This is a genomic window from Nocardiopsis sp. MT53, from assembly GCF_019598965.1.
GTDB lineage: Bacteria > Actinomycetota > Actinomycetes > Streptosporangiales > Streptosporangiaceae > Nocardiopsis > Nocardiopsis changdeensis.
The window spans coordinates 5,974,564-5,994,763 of record NZ_CP080599.1 but is presented as its reverse complement, the minus strand read 5'-3'; the positions used below and the strand labels follow the sequence as shown (position 1 = coordinate 5,994,763).

General features: G+C 75.2%; 18 protein-coding genes. 4 read left to right on the top strand and 14 right to left on the bottom strand.

Translation table 11 applies throughout. The annotated features are described in order from the left end of the window. Nucleotides 1-49: 49 nt before the first annotated feature. The 10 genes from K1J57_RS26705 to K1J57_RS26660 form a co-directional block, all read right to left on the bottom strand. Complete coding sequence (locus K1J57_RS26705; protein ID WP_220561472.1) at nt 50-457, bottom strand: ChaB family protein; 408 nt, start codon at nt 455-457, stop codon at nt 50-52. A gap of 58 nt (nt 458-515) precedes the next feature. Beyond that, nucleotides 516-1,700, bottom strand: coding sequence for an alcohol dehydrogenase catalytic domain-containing protein (locus tag K1J57_RS26700; protein WP_220561471.1), 1,185 nt, complete (start codon nt 1,698-1,700; stop codon nt 516-518). Between the two features lie 222 nt (nt 1,701-1,922). Then, nucleotides 1,923-2,936, bottom strand: coding sequence for an ABC transporter substrate-binding protein (locus K1J57_RS26695; RefSeq protein ID WP_220561470.1), 1,014 nt, complete (start codon nt 2,934-2,936; stop codon nt 1,923-1,925). After that, the gene (locus K1J57_RS26690; protein WP_220561469.1) at nt 2,933-3,715 is read right to left on the bottom strand and encodes an ABC transporter ATP-binding protein; all 783 of its coding nucleotides are present in this window, start codon (nt 3,713-3,715) and stop codon (nt 2,933-2,935) included. The genes K1J57_RS26695 and K1J57_RS26690 overlap by 4 nt, the downstream gene beginning before the upstream one ends. Beyond that, a complete protein-coding gene (locus K1J57_RS26685; RefSeq protein ID WP_370634523.1) occupies nt 3,715-4,830 on the bottom strand; it encodes a FecCD family ABC transporter permease in 1,116 nt (371 codons plus the stop codon). Before K1J57_RS26685 ends, K1J57_RS26690 begins: the two co-directional genes overlap by 1 nt. A gap of 176 nt (nt 4,831-5,006) precedes the next feature. After that, nucleotides 5,007-5,312 carry a 30S ribosomal protein S14 gene (gene rpsN, locus K1J57_RS26680; RefSeq protein ID WP_220561468.1) on the bottom strand — a complete coding sequence of 102 codons (306 nt, stop codon included), beginning with the start codon at nt 5,310-5,312 and terminating at the stop codon, nt 5,007-5,009. Continuing rightward, the gene (rpmB, locus tag K1J57_RS26675) at nt 5,312-5,548 is read right to left on the bottom strand and encodes a 50S ribosomal protein L28 (RefSeq protein WP_220561467.1); all 237 of its coding nucleotides are present in this window, start codon (nt 5,546-5,548) and stop codon (nt 5,312-5,314) included. The genes rpsN and rpmB overlap by 1 nt, the downstream gene beginning before the upstream one ends. Nucleotides 5,549-5,565: 17 nt before the next feature. Next, nucleotides 5,566-5,811, bottom strand: a complete 246-nt coding sequence (gene rpsR / locus K1J57_RS26670) for a 30S ribosomal protein S18 (protein WP_220561466.1) — start codon at nt 5,809-5,811, stop codon at nt 5,566-5,568. 11 nt (nt 5,812-5,822) lie between these two features. After that, on the bottom strand, nt 5,823-6,908 hold the full coding sequence (locus tag K1J57_RS26665; RefSeq protein ID WP_220561465.1) for a GTP-binding protein: 1,086 nt from the start codon (nt 6,906-6,908) through the stop codon (nt 5,823-5,825). Nucleotides 6,909-7,154: 246 nt separating this feature from the next. Next, the gene (locus K1J57_RS26660) at nt 7,155-8,435 is read right to left on the bottom strand and encodes an MFS transporter (RefSeq protein WP_220561464.1); all 1,281 of its coding nucleotides are present in this window, start codon (nt 8,433-8,435) and stop codon (nt 7,155-7,157) included. Nucleotides 8,436-8,733: 298 nt separating this feature from the next. Here K1J57_RS26660 and K1J57_RS26655 point away from each other — a divergent pair, with 298 nt between their 5' ends. Genes K1J57_RS26655 through K1J57_RS26640 form a run of 4 tightly spaced genes read left to right on the top strand, consistent with a single transcriptional unit; the run spans nt 8,734 to nt 12,201 of the window. Next, a complete protein-coding gene (locus K1J57_RS26655) occupies nt 8,734-9,459 on the top strand; it encodes a methyltransferase (protein ID WP_220561463.1) in 726 nt (241 codons plus the stop codon). Then, nucleotides 9,456-10,265 carry a Rossmann-like domain-containing protein gene (locus K1J57_RS26650; protein ID WP_255646624.1) on the top strand — a complete coding sequence of 270 codons (810 nt, stop codon included), beginning with the start codon at nt 9,456-9,458 and terminating at the stop codon, nt 10,263-10,265. The genes K1J57_RS26655 and K1J57_RS26650 overlap by 4 nt, the downstream gene beginning before the upstream one ends. After that, nucleotides 10,262-11,224: a GHMP kinase gene (locus K1J57_RS26645; protein WP_220561462.1), complete on the top strand. Its 963-nt coding sequence runs from the start codon at nt 10,262-10,264 to the stop codon at nt 11,222-11,224. Before K1J57_RS26650 ends, K1J57_RS26645 begins: the two co-directional genes overlap by 4 nt. Next, nucleotides 11,182-12,201 carry a pyridoxal-phosphate dependent enzyme gene (locus K1J57_RS26640; protein ID WP_220561461.1) on the top strand — a complete coding sequence of 340 codons (1,020 nt, stop codon included), beginning with the start codon at nt 11,182-11,184 and terminating at the stop codon, nt 12,199-12,201. The genes K1J57_RS26645 and K1J57_RS26640 overlap by 43 nt, the downstream gene beginning before the upstream one ends. A 370-nt stretch (nt 12,202-12,571) precedes the next feature. Here K1J57_RS26640 and K1J57_RS26635 read toward each other — a convergent pair whose 3' ends face one another. The 4 genes from K1J57_RS26635 to K1J57_RS26620 all read right to left on the bottom strand — a co-directional run bounded on the left by K1J57_RS26635 (nt 12,572) and on the right by K1J57_RS26620 (nt 19,968). Further along, nucleotides 12,572-15,946: a pyruvate carboxylase gene (locus K1J57_RS26635; RefSeq protein ID WP_220561460.1), complete on the bottom strand. Its 3,375-nt coding sequence runs from the start codon at nt 15,944-15,946 to the stop codon at nt 12,572-12,574. A gap of 225 nt (nt 15,947-16,171) precedes the next feature. Next, the gene (locus K1J57_RS26630; RefSeq protein WP_220561459.1) at nt 16,172-17,575 is read right to left on the bottom strand and encodes a VCBS repeat-containing protein; all 1,404 of its coding nucleotides are present in this window, start codon (nt 17,573-17,575) and stop codon (nt 16,172-16,174) included. Between the two features lie 62 nt (nt 17,576-17,637). Continuing rightward, on the bottom strand, nt 17,638-18,558 hold the full coding sequence (locus K1J57_RS26625) for a ketopantoate reductase family protein (RefSeq protein ID WP_220561458.1): 921 nt from the start codon (nt 18,556-18,558) through the stop codon (nt 17,638-17,640). 129 nt (nt 18,559-18,687) lie between these two features. Further along, entirely contained in the window at nt 18,688-19,968 is a 1,281-nt protein-coding gene (locus K1J57_RS26620; RefSeq protein WP_255646623.1) for a serine hydrolase, read from the bottom strand. Nucleotides 19,969-20,200 lie beyond the last annotated feature (232 nt).

The following is a 20,200-nucleotide window of genomic DNA, read 5'->3' as shown; positions in this document are numbered from 1 at the left end:
GGGGTGCGGGGGCCGCGGTCGGTGCGCGGCCCCCGCGGGTCGGTGCCGGTCAGCCGCGGGCGCGCTTGGTGCGGGTGCCGCTCTCCTTGCGCAGGGCGTCGACCAGTTCGGCCTTGGTCATCTTGGAGCGCCCCTGGACGCCCAGGCGGCGGGCCTGTTCGTACAGGTGGTCCTTGCTCGCGTTGGCGTCCACGCCCCCGGCGGTGCCCTCGGACCCCTTGCGGTTCTTCGCGCCGGGGTCGGAGGCGCGGGAGTCGGAGGCCCCCTTGCCGTCCTTGGCCTCCCAGTGGTCGCCGACCTTCTCGAAGGAGTGCTTGACGGCGGCCATGGCCACCCGGTGGGCGCGTTCGCCCTCGCCGTACTGGTCCACGGCCGAGTCGTGGGCCTTGATCCAGGTGCGCTGGGCCTTCTTGGAGGACCTGCGCAGCGTGTCGGGCAGTTCCCGGGTCCCGGGCATGGGACCCACCTCCCTCGTGTGCGTGTCGTGGTGCGGGTGTCGTGCGCGGGCGCGGTGTTCAGGGACGGAAGACGACCTTGACGGCCCCGTCCCGCTTGGCCTGGAACATGGCGTAGGCGTCGGCCGCGTCGTCCAGGGCGACGCGGTGGGTGGCGAAGTCCTCCACCCCCAGGACGTCCCTGTCGTCGAGCAGGGGGAGGATGTCGGGCGCCCAGCGGCGCACGTTGGCCTGCCCCATGCGGAGCTGGATCTGCTTGTCGAACATGGTGAGCATCGGCAGCGGGTCGGCGGTGCCGCCGTAGACCCCGATGACGGAGACGGTGCCGCCCCGGCGGACCAGTTCGATGGCGGTCTGGAGGGCCGCGAGCCGGTCCACGCCGGCGGTCTCCATCAGCTTGGCCGCGGCGCCCTTGGGCAGGAACGAGGTGAGCCGCTGGGCCAGGCGGGCCGAGCCGTGGCCCTGCGCCTCCAGGCCGACGGCGTCGATGACGGCGTCGGGCCCCTGGCCGCGCGTCCGTTCGCGGATCTCGCCGATGAGGCCGTCGGTGCCGTCGGAGGGGTCGAACACCTCGGCGCCGCGGGCGGCGGCGCGGGCGCGCCGCTCCGGCACCGGGTCCACTCCGAAGACCCGGCCCGCGCCCAGGTGGCGGGCCACCCGGCAGCACATGTCGCCGATGGGCCCCAGCCCCAGGACGGCCACGGAGCCGTCCGGCGGGACGTCGGCGTAGCGGACGGCCTGCCAGGCGGTGGGCAGCACGTCGGACAGGTACAGGTACCGCTCGTCGGGGCCCTGGGCCGGGACGGGGATGGCGTTGGCCTCGGCCCGGGGCACGCGCAGGTGCTCGGCCTGGGCGCCCGGGACCGATCCGTACAGGGAGCTGTAGCCGTAGATGGGGGCGCCGGTGCCCTGGCCGTCGTCGCGGGTGGTCTCGCACTGGGTCTGGAGGCCGCTCTCGCACATGGCGCAGTGGCCGCAGGAGATCTGGAAGGGGATCACCACGCGGTCTCCGGGCGCCAGCGAGGTCACCCCCGGGCCGGTCTCCTCGACGGTCCCCAGGGCCTCGTGCCCCAGGATGTCGCCCTCGTGCATGAAGGGTCCCAGGACCTCGTACAGGTGCAGGTCGGAGCCGCACAGCCCGGAGCTGCCGACCCGCAGGATCACGTCCGCGGGCTCCTCGATCCGCGGATCGGGCACCGTCTCGGCGCGCACGTCGCGGGTGCCGTTCCAGACGACAGCCTTCATGCCCCCTCCTCGTGGCCGCAGGCGCTTCGTTCCGTCGTGGGCGGGCCACTACCCGGGCGCCCCGGGGGGAAACACCGGGACACCGGAGGGAACACCGAGGCGCCCGGGGCCGGGCGGGGCGCCCGGGGCCGGGCGGGGCGGCCGGGGGCGTGTGCGGCGGAGCGCGGCGGGAGGGGGGCGGCGCCCTCCCCGGCGGGGGTGCGGGGAGGGCGCCGGGTCCGGTCAGGCGGTGTGCTCGCGCAGGTACTCGGCGAACTTCTCCAGGCCGTCGATGTTGCGCGGCCCGGAGATGCCCTCGTTGTAGTCCAGGACGAAGAAGTTCTCCTCCGCGACGGCCGGGACGTCGGACAGCGCGGGCAGCTCCTTCAGGAACGCGATCTTGTCCTCGGCGGGCTGGTCGCCGTAGTCCAGGATGATGACCACCTCGGGCCGCGCCTCCACGACGGCCTCCCAGCCGACCTGGGTCCAGCGCTCGTCCAGGTCGCCGAAGACGTTCTCCCCGCCCGCGAAGCGGATGATGTCGTTGGGCGGCACCTGGGACCCGGCGGTGAACGCCTGGTCGGTGCCCGAGTCGTAGAGGAACACCGGCACCGGGTCGCCCTGGGGCGCCTGCTCCTGGACCGCCTCGACCCGGGCCCGGTAGTCGGCGACCAGCTCCGCCGCCCGGTCCTCCACGCCGAAGATGGCCCCGAGCCGCTCCAGGTCGGTGTACAGCCCCTCGAACGGGGTGACCCGCTCGGGGAAGCCGGGGTAGTTGAAGCACGACTCGGTGTGCATGAAGCTCTGGATGCCGAGCCCGTCCAGGATCTCCGGGGTGATCCCGCGCTGGTCGCTGAACCCGGAGTTCCACCCGGCGACCACGAAGTCGGCCTCGGCGTCCACGACCAGCTCGCGGTTGAGCAGGTCGTCGCTGAGGAACTCGACCCGCGCGTACTCGTCGGCCCAGGGTGACTCGGTGACCGGGGGGTTGGCCGGGGGCATCACGTAGCCGTGCACGTGGTCGGTCAGGCCCAGGGCGAACATCTTGTCGGCGCTGCCGCCCTCGTAGGCCACGGCGCGCTGCGGGACGGTGTACTCGACCTCCTCGCCGCAGCGGTTCACGGTGGCGGTCTCGGGTGCCGCGCCCGCCTGCGCGGGGTCCTCTTCGACCCGGGCGCCGCAGCCGGTGGCGGCCAGGGCCGCCAGGGCCAGGGACACGGCGGCCAGCGGCCGCAGGGGGAGGGGAGGGTGGTTCACGGGGTGCCTTCCTGATGGGTGAGCCGGTAGAGGAGCTGGGGCGCGCCGGTCAGCGGGTGGGGGACCACGGTCGCCTCCACGCCGAACACCTCGCGCACCAGGTCGGGGGTGAGCACCTCGGCGGGGGCCCCGGCGGCCACCAGCCGTCCCCCGCTCAGGACGCCGATCCGGTCGCAGGCCGCCGCGGCCAGGTTGAGGTCGTGCAGGACGACCAGGGTGGTGGCGCCGACCTCGCGCAGCAGCGACAGGAGGTGGATCTGGTGGCGCACGTCCAGGTGGTTGGTGGGCTCGTCGAGCACGAGCACCCGGGGCTCCTGCACCAGGGCGCGGGCCATCAGGACGCGCTGGCGCTCGCCGCCGGACAGGGTCAGCACGCCCCGGTGGGCGAGGTGGGCGATGTCCATGGCGTCCATGGCGTTCGCGCACAGCTCCCGTTCGCGGGCGGTGAGCGGCCCGTTGCCGTTCTGGTGCGGGACCCGGCCCAGGGCCACGACCTCGGAGACGGTGAAGTCGAGGTCGCTGCCGTTCTCCTGGGTCAGGGCGGCGACCCGGCGGGCGCCCTCGCGGGGCTTGAGCGAGGCCAGGTCGTCGCCGCCGACGCGGACGGTGCCGCCGGTGGGGCGCAGCGCCCTGTAGACGCAGCGCAGCGCGGTGGACTTGCCCGAGCCGTTGGGGCCGACCAGGCCGACCACGGAGCCGTCGGGGACGTCCAGGGACAGGGAGTGCACGAGGGTGGCGCCGTCGATGGCGACGGTGAGGCCGTCCAGGCTCAACCGCATCAGCGGCCTCCGAACAGGTAGCCGCGGCGGCGCATGAGGACGAGGAACACCGGGACGCCGATGAGGGCGGTGAGCACGCCCAGCGGGAGCTCGCGGGGCGCGGCGACGGTGCGCGAGACGAGGTCCACCCAGACCATGAGGACCGCCCCCGCCAGCGGGGCGACGGTGAGGACGCGCCGGTGGGCGGCGCCGACGAGGATGCGCACGACGTGCGGGACCACCAGGCCCACGAACCCGATGGCGCCGCTGACGGCGACCATCGCCCCGGTCATCAGGGCGGTGACCAGGAACAGGACGCGGCGCAGCCGGTCGGTGTCCACGCCCAGGCTGGCGGCGGTCTCGTCGCCCAGGGCGGTGGCGTCCAGGCGGCGGGCCAGGGAGTGCAGGACGGCCAGTCCGGCCAGGACCAGGACGGCGACCACGGGCAGGGAGCCCCAGGTGGCGGCGCCGAACCCGCCCATGGTCCAGAACAGGACGGTGGAGGTGGCCTCGTTGCCGGGGACGAGGTAGACGATGACGCTCATGACGGCCTGGAACCCGAAGGAGAGGGCGACGCCGGTCAGGACCAGGCGCAGCGGGGTGATCCCGGCCGCGGTGCGGGCGATGAGGTGCACCAGCAGGGTGGCGGCCAGCGCTCCGGCGAACGCCCCGGCCGAGACGGCGTAGGGGCCCAGCGCGGCCAGGGCGCCGAGCACGCCGACGGTGACCGCGCCGACGGAGGCGCCGGAGGAGACGCCGAGGATGTAGGGGTCGGCGAGGGGGTTGCGGACCAGGGCCTGGACGGCGACGCCGACGGCGCCCAGGCCGGCGCCGACGAGGGCGGCCAGCAGGACGCGCGGGGTGCGGATGTTCCAGATGATCTGGTAGCGGGTGACCTCGTCGGGGGTGATGGTGCCGCCCGTGAGGGCGGCCCACAGGTAGCGGGCGGTCTCGGCGGGCGGGACGAGGGCGGTGCCCAGGCCGATGGCGGGCAGGGTGGACGCGGCCAGGAGCAGGGCCAGGACGGCGGCGGCGGTGGCGGTGCCGGCGGGGGTGGTGAGCCAGCGCGGGCCGGAGGGGTGTGCGGGTGCCGTGGGCGGCGGTGCGGTCAGCGGGGGTGCTGGGGTCGGGGACACCCGTGCTCCTGGAGGGTCGGGGCGCGGTCGCGCCACGTTGTGGAAATGACAACGGTTGTCATAGTAGAGGGCGTACGTCCCCGGTGGGAGGGGGACGCGGGAACACGGTCCGGTGGGCGCCCCCGCCGCGAGGAGGAGGAGCGGACGGGGGCGCCCGGACCGCGGGGCGGCGGAGGCTACCAGCTGGACTTGGTCACGCCGGGCAGTTCGCCGCGGTGGGCCATCTCGCGGAAGCGGATGCGGGAGAGGCCGAACCTGCGCAGGTGGCCGCGGGGGCGGCCGTCGACGGAGTCGCGGTTGCGCACGCGGGTGGCGCTGGCGTCGCGCGGCTGGCGGCGCAGTTCGGCCGCGGCGGCGGCGCGGGTGTCCTCGTCGGTGTGCGGGCTCTTGATGAGGCGCTTGAGTTCGGCGCGGCGCTCGGCGTAGCGGGCGACGACGGCCCTGCGCTGCTCGTTGCGGGCGATCTTGCTCTTCTTGGCCATCAGACCTTCTCCCCCCGGGCGCGGATGTCGGCGACCACGCGCTCGATGCCCCGGGCGTCGATGACCTTCATGCCCTTGGTGCTCACCCTGAGCTTGACGAACCGCTGCTCGCTGGGAAGCCAGTACCGCTTGGTCTGGATGTTGGGGTCGAAGCGGCGTTTGGTGCGCCGGTGGGAGTGGGAGATCGTGTGGCCGAAGGCGGGCGCTTTGCCGGTGACCTGGCAGATACGGGACATGGTGGACTCCTTCGGGGTCAGCGGGCGGACTGCGGCCCGGGGTAGGGGAGCAGGGCCATCTCGCGGGCGTTCTTGACCGCGGCGGCGATGAGCCGCTGCTGGCGGGCGGTGACCCGGGTGACGCGGCGGCTGCGGATCTTGCCCTTCTCGGAGATGAACCGGCGCAGCAGGTCGACGTCCTTGTAGTCGACGTAGTCCAGTTCGCCCAGCGGGTTGGCGAACTTGCGGGGTGCCCTCTTCTTGTCGGGGCGGCGGTCGGCCACGGGGTGTCCTCTCAGTTCTCGGCGGCGGCGAACGGGTCGTCGGCGAAGGCGGTCTCGTCGTCGGTGGTCAGGCAGGAGTCGAGCAGGGCGGTGAGCCGGCCGGCGTCCAGGTCCACGCCGGTGAACGCCAGGTGCTGGCCCCGGTCGCCCACCGCCGGGTCCCAGTCCAGGAGGGCGGCGGTGCGCCGGGCCTCGGGCACCATCTCCAGGGCGGCCTCGGGCAGTGCCGCCAGCCAGGGGCCCGCGGCGGCCACGGTGGCCAGGTCGCGGTGGGAGTCCCACACCAGGACGGTGTCGGGGCGGCTGCCCAGCCACAGGCGGCCGCGGCCGCGCAGGGTCATCGACACCAGGTCGTCCATGGCCTCGTGCAGGCGGGCGGGGTGCAGCGGGCGGCGCCGCGACCACACCACGGTGCTCACCCGCCCGGTGGTGCGGCCGCAGTGGTGGGCGCCCAGCGGGTCGCAGCGGTTGTGCGCGGCGGCGGTGTCGAACCGGCCCGCGGTGAGGGCGGAGGTGTCGTCGGGGTCCAGGACGGCGGCGGCCGGGTTGAGGTGCTCGACCAGGGCGCGGGCCTCGGCCAGGTGGCGGCGGCCGTGCAGGGCGATCGCGGTGGGGTACTCGATCTGGGCGGTGAGCACCTCGCTGACGGCGCGCTCGTCGTTCTCGGCGATGTCCAGGCCGCGGTCGACGAGGTCGTCGTGGCAGGCCAGGTCGGGTAGCAGCCGGTCGGCGTCCACGGCGGTGACGACGGCGGTGAGGGTCAGCTCGGGCTGGGCGGCCACGGCCTCGGAGACCGTGCGGGGTTCGACGCCGTCCCAGGCCTCCACCACGCACAGGTCGTACTCGCCGATGGCGGCGGTGGCCAGCAGGAAGGGGACGAGGTCCTCGCGCAGGGTGCACGAGGCACAGGCGTGGACCAGGTGGACGGGGTCGCGGCCGAGCTCGCCGCGGTGGTCGCGGGTGACCCGGGTGACGGCTCCCTCGCCGATCTCCGACAGGTCGTGGTGGACCACGAGGGTGCGGGGCAGGCCCAGGGCTGCCTCGACGGCGCGCTCGCGCGCACGGCGGTGCAGGCCGGTGATCACGGCCACGCGCATGGTCGCCTCCTCTCATTGAAAATGAAAACCGTTTTCAAAACATACACGACACCGCCCGGGACCGTGACCCCGGGGGTGCGAGCCGCCTCCCGCCCGGCCGCCCGAAGCGCCGACGCGCCCGCGGAGCCGGCCTGCTCCTCGGCGGACGCCGGGCCTCCGGGAGGCGCGTTCGCGCGGGCGTGCCCGGAGGTCGGCGGGCGCGTGCTGGCCCCCGGGGGTTCGTGCGGGCACGGCCCGGCGGGCGGGTCAGCCCGCGGCGGGCTCGGTGGCGGGGTCCGCGGTACTCCGGGCCGGGGCGGGACGGGGGGAGGAGAAGGTGCGCCCGCCCGGGGCCAGCGCCGCCAGGGCCGGGGCGGCCACGCAGGCCAGGGCGCAGGCGACCAGGACCGGGCCGGCGCCCCAGGCGGCGGCCGCCGGGCCGATCAGCGCCAGGCCCACCGGGGCCAGCCCGTAGGAGAACAGGAAGTCCAGGGAGGACACCCGGGCCAGCTTGTCCGGGGCGACCTCGCGCTGCACGGCCGTGAACCAGGGCACGTTGAACAGTTCGATGCCCACCCCCACCACCGCGTACGCGGCCATGACCACGACCGGGCCCACCGGGGCGACCAGGCTCAGCGGGGCCAGGGCGTACAGGCCCAGGCCCGCCAGGGCCGTCCACCCCTGGGCGCGGGGCTTGAAGCGGGACACGATGACCGCGCCCAGCAGCGCGCCGGCGGTGTAGGCGGTCAGCGCCCCGGCCAGGACGGCCTCGCTGCCGTAGTGGTCGCGGCCGGCCACCGGCAGCAGGACGCCGGTGGCGGAGTAGCCGGTGGCGATGACGACGGTGAGCGCGCCCAGCCCGGCCAGGAACCAGGGGTGGCGGCGGGCCTCGGCCAGGCCGTCCAGGAACTCGGTGTGGAAGGGCGCGCGGGCGCGGGCGGGCGGGGCGGAGGCGCCGCGGGCGGGGGCCAGGGCGGCGACCAGCCACAGCGCTGCGGTGCCCAGCAGCAGCACCCAGAGCCCGGTGACCAGCGCCAGCAGGGCGGTCAGCCCCGGCGCCACCAGGGTGCTGACCCGGGTGGAGAACGTCAGGGCGGCGTTGGCCTGCTGCCGGTGGTGCTCGGGGACGACCTCGGCGGTCAGCGCCTGGAAGGCGGGGCGGCAGGCGCCCTGGCCGGCGCCCACCACGGTGGCGGCCGCCGCCATGAGGGCGGTGGAGGAGCCCATCCCCAGGACGAGGACGGGGGTGGCCAGGGCGGCGGCCAGTCCCGACCAGAGCACGACCGCGCGCCGGGAGTACCGGTCGGCGAGCAGGCCGCCCGCCGGGACGGCCGCCAGGAAGCCCGCGGTGCGCAGGGCCAGGACCAGGCCCAGGTCGATGGCGGTGAGGGAGCCGTCCAGGACGGCCAGGCCCAGGATGAAGGGGAGCGCCCAGGTCGCCAGCCCCGAGGCCGTGGTGGCGCTCCACAGGCGCCAGAAGGCGGGGTCGCGCAGCGGGCCGCCCGGGCGGGCGGCGGGTTCGGTGTTCGGCGCCGTTGTCGAGGACACGCGGTGTTTCTCACTCTCCGGAAGGCGGTGATGGCTGCTCGTCCACTGTAGTGAAAACGATTATCAGTAGCGACCTTGTCGGGGACATTCGCTCCCGCGGCGGGTCTGCGGTGGGGTCGGCGGGCCGGAAGTGGTCCGCTTTCGCGGGGGGAGAAGTGGGAATGTCCGTTCCGGGCGCGGCACCCCGCGCCGGTGGGTGCGGGGCGGATCACGTTCCGTGTTCTCACGATTCGATGACAACGATTTTCATTTCCTCTATAGTGCCGCTCAGGACGACCCCCTTCCCGAAAGGAACCGCGTGGACCGTTCGCTCATCGCCACGCTGCCGCCCCCGCTCCCGGCCGCGCAGATCATCGACCTCAACCGGCCCCGCGCCGACCTGGCCACCCACCGGACCCACGAGTGGAACGGGTGGGCCCTGGACGTTCCCCCCGGCGTCTTCCTGCCCGGCGCCACCAGCCGCATGATCCACCAGAGGATCCTGGAGGACGCCATCGACGTGCGCGGCCGCCGCTACGCCGCCATGGGCTGCGGCCTGGGCGTGGAGGCCGCCGTGGCCGCCCTGCGCGGCGCCCGCACCGTCCACGCCCTGGACGTGCACCCCGCCAGCGTCGCCGCCGCCGAGGCTGTGTACCGGACCGTCGTCGGAGACACCGCGCCCGGCACGGAGTTCACCGCCCGGGTGTCCGACCAGTTCTCCGCCGTGCCCCCCGGCACCGTGTTCGACGTCGTCACCTTCAACCCGCCCGCCGTCAGCCAGGTGGTGAGCACCGACCCCGACGTGGTGCGCAACGTGTGCGTGGGCGCGCCGGTGACCGACGCGTTCTTCACCCAGATCGCCGAACGCGGCCTGCTCGCCCCGGGCGGGGAGGTCCACCTCATCGTCTCCAACACCGCCGACCTGCGCGCCATCATCGGACGCGCCGCCGACCTGGGGTTCACCGCCGAGGTCGCCCACCTGCACGACTGGGAGGACGGCGTGCTCACCTACCTGTTCCGCCTGACCCGGGAAGGGAACGCGTGAAGACCCTCAGCGACCTGTTCGAGGCGGCCCGCACCTCCCCGGTCCCGCTGCCGGTGGCCACCAGCGTGTTCTGGGTCCACCACGGCACCCGCCTGGCCGGGGGCGACGTCACCTACCTCAACCGGTACGTGCTGGTCCGGGTCGGCCCCGCCTTCGGCGCCTGCGCCTTCGAGGACGGCGAACTCGACCCGGCGGTGTGCGCCGAGGCGTCCGGGCGGCCCCTGGGCGAGCTGCTCGCCGACGACCTCCCGCAGCCGCTGCGCCTGGCGGCCCTGGACGCCCACCTGGCCGCGGAACTGCCCCACCACCGCGATCCGCGCGCCGAGGCCGTCACCCTGCCCGAGGGCACCCCCGAGCAGCGCGCTGTCGCCCGCGACGCCGCCATCGCCGGGCTGCTGCCCGACCCCGAGGGCCGCCGGATCGGGCTGATCGGGGTGGTCGACCCGCTGGTGGCCGCCATCCGCGAACGGGGCGGCGAGTGCCTGCCCTGCGACCTCAACCTGCGCCGCACCCGGTGGGGGGACGAGGTCGCCCCGTCCATGGACGGGGTGCTGGAGGAGGCCGACGCCGTGGTCGCCACCGGCATGACCCTGGGCAACGGCAGCTTCGACACCATCCTCGCGCGCTGCCGCGAGCGCGGGATCCCGCTGGTGGTGTACGCCCAGAGCGGTGCCGCCGCCGCCCGCGCCCTGCTCGGCGAGGGGGTCACCGCCCTGTCCGCCGAACCCTTCCCGTTCTCCCAGTTCAGCGCGGTCCCCACCGCCCTGTACCGGTACCGCGCCGACGGGGCGGGGGCCGGTTCGTGACCACCGGCACCGGCCGCGCCGCCTGCCACCACGGAGAGATCGTCCAGGGGGTGTTCCTGGACCGGGGCGGCCGCCCCCGCCGGGGCCTGGTCACCCTGCCCATGGCCGACCCCGTCACCGAGGCGGTGTTCACCCCCCGGCCCGGCACCCCCGCCCACCGCATGAGGGTGTACCCGCCGGGCCGGGTCAAGGCGGCCCGCGCCGCCGCCCTGGCCGCCGCCGAGTGCGCGGCCCGCCGCGCCCGGGTGTGCGGGGGGACGCTGCGGCTGCGCGGCGGCGCCCCCACCGGGCTGGGCCTGGGCTCCTCCACCAGCGACGTCACCGCGGCGGTGCGCGCGGTGTGCGCCGCGTTCGGGGTGGACCCCGCCCCCGCCACCGTGGCCCGGATCGCCGTCGCCGCCGAGGGGGCCAGCGACCCCATCATGTGGGAGGGCGGCCGGGCGCTGCTGTTCGCCCAGCGCGAGGGCCGGGTCCTGGAGGACCTGGGCGCCCCGCTGCCGCCCCTGGTCGTGGTGGGCTGCCTCACCGGCGGGGGCGCACCGGTGAACACCCTGGGCCTGCGCGCCCGGGTGGACCGGGGCGAGGCCGCGGTCCACGAGCGCCTGCGCGCCGCCCTGCGCGCGGCGGTGGCGGCCCAGGACGCCGCCGAGGTGGGGCGGATCAGCACCGAGAGCGCCGTCCTGAACCAACGGGTTCTGCCCAAGCCGGAACTGGGGACGCTCAAGGGCGTCGCCCGCCTGTGCGGGGCGGTCGGCGTCCAGGTCGCGCACAGCGGCAACGTCGCCGGTGTGCTCTTCGACGCCCGAGCCGACGACCTGGGGGCCCGGATCGACACCGCCCTGGAACGGCTGCGCGGGGCGGGCCTCGTCCCCACCCGGGTCTTTCCCACCAGCCCCCCGACCCCTGGAGAGACGACGTGGACGACCACGTGTGCGAGACCCTTGGCAGACCGGACCTGATCGACCTCGGCGGCGGGCTGGTGTGCCTGCGGTTCGAATCCATGAAGGTGGCCTCGGCCGCGGCGGCCGTACGCCACCTGCTCGACACCGGGGTCGTGCGCCCCGGCGACACCCTGATGGACAGCTCCAGCGGTATCTACGCCTACGGCCTGGCCCTGGCCTGCCACCGGTACGGGCTGCGCTGCCACATCGTGGGGTCCACCACCATCGACCGGACCACCCGGGTGCAGCTGGAGATCCTGGGCGCCACCCTGGAGCAGGTGCCGCCCTCCGACGACCTGCGGTTCGACCAGAGCCGGCGGGTCGCCCGGGTGCGGGAGCTGCTGGCCGAGCACCCCGACTACCACTGGATGCGCCAGTACCACGACTCGGTGCACTACCTGGGGTACCGGGCGGTGGCCGACCAGATCGCCAAGGAGCTGGACCCCGCCCCGCTGACCGTGGTCGGCGGGGTGGGGTCGGGCGCCTCCACCGGGGCGCTGGCGACGTTCCTGCGCGAGCGGGCGCCCGACACCGAACTGGTGGGGGTGCAGCCCTTCGGCAGCGTCACCTTCGGCGGGGAGGCGGTGCGCGACAAGGAGATCATCATCGCGGGGATCGGCAGCTCCATCCCCTTCGGGAACGTGGACCACACCCTGTACGACGTCGTGCACTGGGTGGGGTTCGACGCCGCCCTGGCCGGGAGCGTGGCGCTGCTGCGCGAGCACGCGGTGTTCGCCGGGCTGTCCGGCGGGGCCGCGCACCTGGTGGCCCGCTGGGAGGCGAGGCGGGCGCCGGAGCGGCGGGTGGTGTTCGTGGCCGCCGACACCGGGCACCGGTACGTGGAGTCGGTGTTCGCCCGCCACGGCGAGGCGCCGGACGTGAGCACACTGGAGCCGGTGGCCGTCCGCGACACCGCCGGGCTGACGGCGCCGTGGTCGCGTATGGAGTGGGGGCGGGCGCCCGCCCCGGCCCGCGCCGTGCACGCCGAGGAGTGAACGGCCCCGCCCGCGGCCGGGGCCGGACCGCGCCCGGCCGCGGGCGGGCGCCGCACCCGCGTACGGCTGCGGGCAGGCGCTGTGCGCACCGTTGTGAGTCAAGGTCCGGGCAATGGAAATCTGTCTGGATTTTGCTCTGAAAAACGGAGATGGTTGTAGGATTTGTTGGAGGCAACGGATTCGGTTGCCGGGTGAGGGGGCTCCATCAGGTTGGGGAACGGCGCCGCGCGCGTCCTCCCCGGGCGGGGCCGGACGGCGTCTCCTCACCACACAGGCCCCCTCCCTCTCCTTTCCCCTTCTTCGTCCCCGGACGCGGGTGCGCCCCCGCCGCGACGCGGCGGGGGCGCACCGCCGGGGTGCCCGCCGGGCGCTACTCCAGGACGGCCAGGAGGTCGCCGCCGTCCACGCGCTGGACGCGGTCGACCGCCACCCGCGCGACGGTGCCCGCCACCGGCGCGGTGATCGCCGCCTCCATCTTCATCGCCTCGATCGTGGCGACCGTGGCACCGGCCTCGACCGCCTCACCGGCGCCCACCACCAGCGTCACCACGCCCGCGAAGGGCGCCGCCACGTGCCCGGGCACGTTCTTGTCGGCCTTCTCGGCGGCGCGCACCGCCGAGGCCAGCGACCGGTCCTGGATCTGCAGCGGCCGCAGCTGGTCGTTGAGCCGGGCCAGCACGGTGCGCACCCCGCGCTCGTCCGGCTCGCCCACCGCCTCCAGCTCGATGAGCAGCCGCACCCCCGGGTCCAGGTCCACCGTGCACTCCCGGCCCTGGCGCAGGCCGTAGAAGAAGTCGGCGCTGGAGACCACGCTCGTGTCGCCGTAGGCCGAGCGGTGCTTCTGGAACTCCTCCGTCGGCCCCGGGAACAGCAGCCGGTTCAGCGTGGCGCGCCGGTCCTTCTCCAGGCCCTCGCGCTGCTCCTCGTCCAGCTCCACCACCGGGCGGGCCGCCGGCCGCCCCTGGAGGGCGCGGGTGCGGAACGGCTCGGGCCAGCCGCCCGGGGGCACCCCCAGCTCGCCGCGGAGGAACCCCACCACCGAGTCGGGGATGTCGAACCGGGACGGGTCGGCCTCGAAGTCGGCCGGGGACACCCCCGCGCCGACCAGGTGCAGCGCCAGGTCGCCCACCACCTTGGAGGAGGGGGTGACCTTGACCAGCCGCCCCAGCATCCGGTCGGCGGCGGCGTACATCGCCTCGATCTCCTCGAAGTGGTCGCCCAGCCCCAGCGAGATCGCCTGGGTCCGCAGGTTGGACAGCTGGCCGCCGGGGATCTCGTGGTCGTACACCCGGCCCGTCGGCGAGGACAGGCCCGCCTCGAACGGGGCGTAGACGCGCCGTACCGCCTCCCAGTACGGCTCCAGGTCGCCCGCGGCCGCCAGGCTCAGCCCGGTGCTCCTGTCGGTGTGGTCGAAGGCCGCGATGATCGCCGACAGCGACGGCTGGGAGGTGGTCCCGGCCATGGACGCCACCGCGCCGTCCACGGCGTCGGCGCCCGCGTCCACGGCGGCCAGGTAGGCGGCCAGCTGGCCGCCCGCGGTGTCGTGGGTGTGGACGTGCACGGGCAGGTCGAACTCCCGGCGCAGCGCCGCCACCAGAGTGGCCGCAGCCGGGGGCCGCAGCAGGCCCGCCATGTCCTTGACCGCCAGGATGTGCGCTCCGGCCTCCACCGTCTTCTCGGCCAGGCGCAGGTAGTAGTCGAGGGTGTACAGCTCCTCGGCCGGGTCGGACAGGTCGCCGGTGTAGCACAGGGCGACCTCGGCGACGGAGGTGCCGGTGGCGCGGACCGCTTCGATGGCCGGGCGCATCTGCTCCACGTCGTTCAGGGCGTCGAAGATCCGGAAGATGTCGACGCCGGTGGCGGCGGCCTCCTCCACGAACGCCGCGGTGACCTCGGTGGGGTAGGGGGTGTAGCCGACGGTGTTGCGCCCGCGCAGCAGCATCTGGAGGCAGATGTTGGGGACGGCCTCGCGCAGCGCGGCCAGCCGCTCCCAGGGGTCCTCGGCCAGGAACCGCAGCGCCACGTCGTAGGTGGCCCCGCCCCACGCCTCCAGGGACAGCAGCTCGGGCAGGGTGCGCGCCACCACCGGGGCGACCGCCAGCAGGTCCTTGGTGCGCACCCGGGTGGCCAGCAGCGACTGGTGGGCGTCGCGGAAGGTGGTGTCGGTGACCGCGACGCGCGGCGACTCGCGCAGCCACCGGGCGAACCCCTCCGGGCCCAGGTCGGCCAGCCTCTGCCGCGACCCGGCGGGCGGCGACCCGGCCGGGAGCTCCGGCAGCTTCACCGACGGGTCGATGAGGTGGGGGCGCTCCCCGTGCGGCTTGTTGACGGTGACGTCGGCCAGGTAGGTGAGCAGCCGGGTGCCGCGGTCGGCGGAGGGCCGCGCCGTCAGCAGGTGCGGGCGCTCCTCGATGAAGGACGTGGTGACCCGACCCGCCTGGAAGTCCGGGTCGTCCAGCACCGCCTGGAGGAACGGGATGTTCGTGGCCACGCTGCGGATGCGGAACTCCGCCACCGCCCGGCGGGCACGGTTGACGGCGGTGGTCAGGTCCCGGCCCCGGCAGGTGAGCTTGACCAGCAGCGAGTCGAAGTGCGGGCTGATCTCGGTGCCGGCCGCCGCGGTGCCGCCGTCCAGGCGGATGCCCGAGCCGCCGGGGGAGCGGTAGGCGCTGATGATGCCGGTGTCGGGTCGGAACCCGTTGGCGGGGTCCTCGGTGGTGATGCGGCACTGGAGCGCGGCCCCGCGCACCACGATGGTGTCCTGGGAGATGCCCAGGTCGGCGAGGGTCTCGCCGGAGGCGATGCGCATCTGGGACTGCACCAGGTCGATGTCGGTGACCTCCTCGGTCACCGTGTGCTCGACCTGGATGCGCGGGTTCATCTCGATGAACACGTGGGAGCCGTCCGCGCCCACCAGGAACTCCACGGTCCCGGCGTTGCGGTAGCCGATGCGCCGGGCGAACCGGACGGCGTCGTCGCAGATCCGCGCGCGCAGCTCCGGGTCCAGGCCCGGCGCGGGGGCCAGCTCGATCACCTTCTGGTGGCGGCGCTGGAGGGAGCAGTCCCGCTCGTACAGGTGCACCACGTTCCCCTCGCCGTCGGCGAGGATCTGCACCTCGATGTGGCGCGGGTCGACGACCGCCTTCTCCAGGAACACGGTGGGGTCGCCGAACGCCGACTCGGCCTCGCGCATGGCCGCGGCCAGGGCCTCGGGCAGCCGGTCGGGGCGGTCCACCCGGCGCATGCCGCGGCCGCCGCCCCCGGCGACCGCCTTGACGAACAGCGGGAACCCGATCTCCGCGGCGGCCCCGACCAGGGCGTCGGCGTCGGCGGAGGGGGCGGAGGAGGCCAGGACCGGCACGCCCGCCTCGCGGGCGGCGGCCACCGCGGTGGCCTTGTTGCCGGTCAGCTCCAGGACGTCGGCGGGCGGGCCCACGAACGTGATCCCGGCCTCGGCGCAGGCGCGGGCCAGTTGCGGGTTCTCCGACAGGAACCCGTACCCGGGGTAGACGGCGTCGGCCCCGGACTCGCGGGCCGCGCGGACGATCTCGTCGACGGAAAGGTAGGCGCGGACCGGGTGGCCCGGTTCACCGATCTGGTAGGCCTCGTCGGCCTTGAGCCGGTGCAGTGAGTTGCGGTCCTCATGGGGGAAGACCGCGATGGTCCGGGCGCCCAGTTCGTAGGCGGCGCGCAGGGCCCGGATGGCGATCTCGCCCCGGTTGGCCACAAGCACTGTACGGAACATGGTGTCCTTCTGGTCGGTGGGAACGGCACGGGCCGCATCGCGCGTGCGCCACCGGCCCCGTCGACGGTGGGCGCATCCCGTGTACGCCCCGCACGTTTGCAGGGGTAACCTAACCGGCGCGGTCCCCGGGGCCGGCGACCGGCCCCCGGCGGCGGGGCGGGGCGCGGTGCGTTCCCAGGGTCCTGCCCGCCGCGGGGCCCCGCCGAACCCCGCCGCGGCGCGGGGTCAGTCCCCGAACGCCGCGCTGTCGAAGGAGGCCAGGTCCTCGCGTCCGTCGGTGACCCACCAGCGGGCCGGGGAGGGCGACCGGGGCCCGGGCGAGTAGGAGAGCAGGAGTTCGTCGGAGCCGTTCGCGTCGTGGTCGGCGCAGCCCTCCAGGCCCGCCACGTGTTCGGTCCCGGAGCCGCCGGCCAGCGGGCCCTCCTCGGGGCCCGAGCGCACCAGGGGCGGGGTGTCGGCGACCCGCAGGGCCCCGTCGGCCCAGTGCACGGTGTCGACCCCGTGCCCGGCGCGGCCCACGGCGGCCTCCCGGGTGCCGTCGCCGTCGGTGTCGCACAGGGCCAGGGCCCGGGTGCCGCCGTAGGCGGCGGTCGCCTCCCCGGGCAGGTCGAGGCCGACCGGGTCGCCCGGGTCCGCGGTGAGGGGGCCGGGGTAGAGGTTGAGGCGGTGGTGGATCTCGGGGGGCTCGGTCTCGTACCCGGGCTCGTTGTTGCGGTTGCCGTCGTCGCCCACGACGAGGTCGGCGGCGCCGTCCCCGTCCAGGTCCCCGAAGGCGGCCATGGACCCGCCCACCGTGTCGGCCTGCGCCCAGCCGGCCGGGTCGCCGGGGCCGGTGAGGAGCAGGGTGTTGCTCGTCTGCTCGCCGTCGCTGGAGTGCTGCACCAGCAGCGGGGAACCGCCGGTTCCGGCGGGGCCGGCGACCAGGGAGCCGATCCAGGACGGGAAGGGGCGCGAGCCGGTACGGGCCGGGGCCCCGTCCGGGCCGATCGGGCCGTACAGCACGGTGATCTCCTCCTGCCCGCCGGTGCCGTCCTCGCGGACCAGCGCCAGGTCGGCCGCCCCGTCGGCGTCGAAGTCGCCGACCGCGGCCGGGGGCCAGCCCGACGGCGACATCCCGTCCTCGGGCAGGGCCAGCGGGACCGGGTCGGCGCCGGGCCCGGTGGGGCCGCCCCGGTACACCGCGTGCACCGCGGGGCCGTCCTCCCCCTCCGGGTGGTGGACCAGGGGGATGTCGGCGAACCCGTCCCCGTCCAGGTCGGCGGCCTCCCCGCGGGTGCCGTCGCCGCCGGTGCCGGGAACGGCCACCGCGCGGACCGGCCCCGGGTCCAGCACGGTGCGCGTGGCGGGGTCCAGGCCCCGGGCGGAGCCGTACACGACGATGACGCGGTCGGCCGTGTCGGTCAGCCTCTCGGTGTCCATGCCGGCGGCGAAGACCAGGTCGGGGTAGCCGTCGCCGTTGACGTCCCCGGCCGTCCGCGACCCGGTGCCCTCGGGGACGGGGGCCGACGGGTGGTCGCGCACCTGCTCCGCCCCCTCCTCCCGATCACCGTCGGCGGCGGGGCCGCTCCCGCAGGCGGTCGCGAGCAGGGCGCACAGCAGCAGGGGGAGGGGGCGGTGGCGGCGGGGCATGGGACTCCGATCGAGGGGGTGTGCGGGGAGGATACCCGCCGCCCCGCCGGGCACGCGGCGGTTCAGGCGCGCCCGGCCTCGTACACCCGCAGGTGCAGGTCGGCCAGCGCGAACATCGGCGTGGGCACGCCCAGGGCGCGGCCGCGCGCCACCAGGTCGCCGATGATGTGGTCGGCCTCCACCGGGTTGCCGTGGGTGAGGTCCCAGTACAGGGAGGTCGTGGTCCCGGCGGTGGTGTCGCCCAGCATCCGGTCGGCGCGCTCGCGCACCTTCGGCCGGACCGGGTACCCGGACGCGGCGGCGACGGCGGCGGCCTCCTCGAACACGGCCCGGGAGAACTCCCGGCCGCCCTCGGCGGAGTTGATGCGGCCGATGGGGCCGCGCATCAGGCAGTTGCAGGCGCCCATGCTCGCCAGGAACACCCACTTGTCCCACAGCTCCTGCACCGCGTCCTCGGCGGCGGTCGCGGAGAACGTCCCGGTGTCCAGGGCGGCGTGCACCGCGTCCAGGGGGACGACGGGGGTGTCGGAGACCGGGCCGTAGATGAGCTGGGCCATCCTGCCGACCTCGACGATCTCGCCGTTCTCGCCCAGGCGGGTCTGCACCATGGCCACTCCGCCGTACACGCGGTCGGCGCCGAACCGGTCGATGAGGGCGTCCATGTGCCGCATGCCGTTGAGGAAGGGCAGCACGGCCGTGCCGGGGCCCACGGCGGGGGCGATGTCCTTGAGCGCCGCGTCGAACCCGTAGGACTTCACGGCCAGGACCACCAGGTCGTAGTCGGGGGCGAGGGTGTCGGCGGTGACCGCGGTGACGGGGACCGCCTCCACGGAGCCGTCCAGGTCGCGCACCCGCAGGCCGTGCTCGTTCAGGAGGTCGGCCCGGGCCGGGCGGACCAGGAAGTCGACGTCCCGGCCCGCCTGGACCAGGCGGGCCCCGAAGTAGCCGCCGACGGCGCCCGCGCCCACGACAAGGATTCTCACTGTTGCTCCCATGGAGTGGTTCGTTGAACATCGAACAACGTAGGGCCATGGGATGGCTCGCGGCAAGGCCGGCGCGGGTCCCGCCGTCCCGCGCGGGCGGGGCCGCCCCGGCCCCGCCCGCGTCGCCGGTCAGAAGTAGCGGGGGGTGAGGTCCTCGGACGGCCAGGTGCCGACCGCGTTGACCGCCGACCACAGCTTGGGGTCGATCTCGCCCCAGTTCAGCCCGTCGCCCTCACCGCGCCGGTTGAACAGCGCCGCGATCGTGTACCCGTTGGACCGGGCCAGGAACGTGTACGTGCCGGGCATGCTGCCGAAGTGCCAGGTGTTGCGCCCGTTCGCGGTCGGCCGCACGTACCAGCCCAGCCCGTAGTGGGTGGCCCCGCCGCCGGTCTCCGGGACCGCCATCACCTCGTCGATGGACGCGGGGGTCAGCACCCCGGCCGCGCCGGGGGTGTCGTAGACGGTGCAGTACCGCACGAGGTCGACGGCGGAGGCCACCCACCCGCCGTTGCCCAGCTGGTTCTCCAGGTTGAACCCGCCGTAGGGGGTGGGGACCTTCGCGCCGGAGGCGTCCAGGACGGTGGTCGCGGTGTACTTCGACTCGTAGCGCACCTCGCCCGCCTGGCCCTGGGCGAGCGAGCGCCCGGCGCGCATGCGCGCCACGTCCACCGGCCCCAGGACGTCCGAGACCGTGAAGTCCTCGAAGGTCGAGCCGGTCACCGCCGCGATCACCCGCGACACCAGGAGGTAGCCGTAGTTGCTGTAGGAGTACGCCGTCCCCGGGGCGGCGTCGAGCGGGAGGCCGCTGACATGGGCCACCACGTCCTCCTCCGAGAGCGGCAGCCCGAACCCCGACTCGGCGGCCAGGGCGTGGTCGCGCCACAGCGGGTCACCGGAGACGTCCCGGTTCCAGCCGCCGAGGTGCTGGAGGGCGCGCCGGACGGTGACCTGTCCCAGGCGGGGGTCCGCGGTCCGGCCCGGCAGCGGCGACAGGTCGACGAAGTCGCCGACGGGGGCGTCCAGGTCCAGGTCGCCGCGCTGGGCCAGGAGCATCGCGGCGGTCCCGGCGATGTTCTTGCTCAGGCTGGCGATGCGGAACACGTCGGTCTCCCGGGTGGTCGCCACCGCGGGGTCGGCCCAGGTGTAGCCGCGCGCCAGGGCGATCCTGCCCTGGCGGGACACGGCCAGCGATCCGGCGCTGATCCCGCGCGCCTGCATGTAGTCGCGCATGACGGTGTCGAAGTGCGCCATGGCGGGGACGTTCGGGCCCGAGGTGCGCCAGGTCCGCTCGGCGGCGTGCGCGGGCAGGGCGTCGGCGGCGAGGACCGCCGCGCCGAGCCCGGCGGCCAGGGCCAGGGCCCTGCGGCGGGAGGGGGCGGGGGCCTGCTGCTCGTGGGTGCCGTACGGCAAGGAGGGGCCTTTCAAAGAAGGTGGGGCTGCGGGGCCTTCTCTGGCGGGGGCACGGGGAGAAGCGGGGGAACCCGGAGAAGGTACCGATCCCGGCGCGCCGGGTCAACGCTGTTCCCCGGGTCCGGGCGGCGGCGCCCCGGGACCGGGGGATACCGTGGCCGGGACCGTACCGGGCCCGGTCGTGGAGCGGCCGCTCCGCGGCCCGACCGCGCGCCCGACGCGGCCGCCGCGG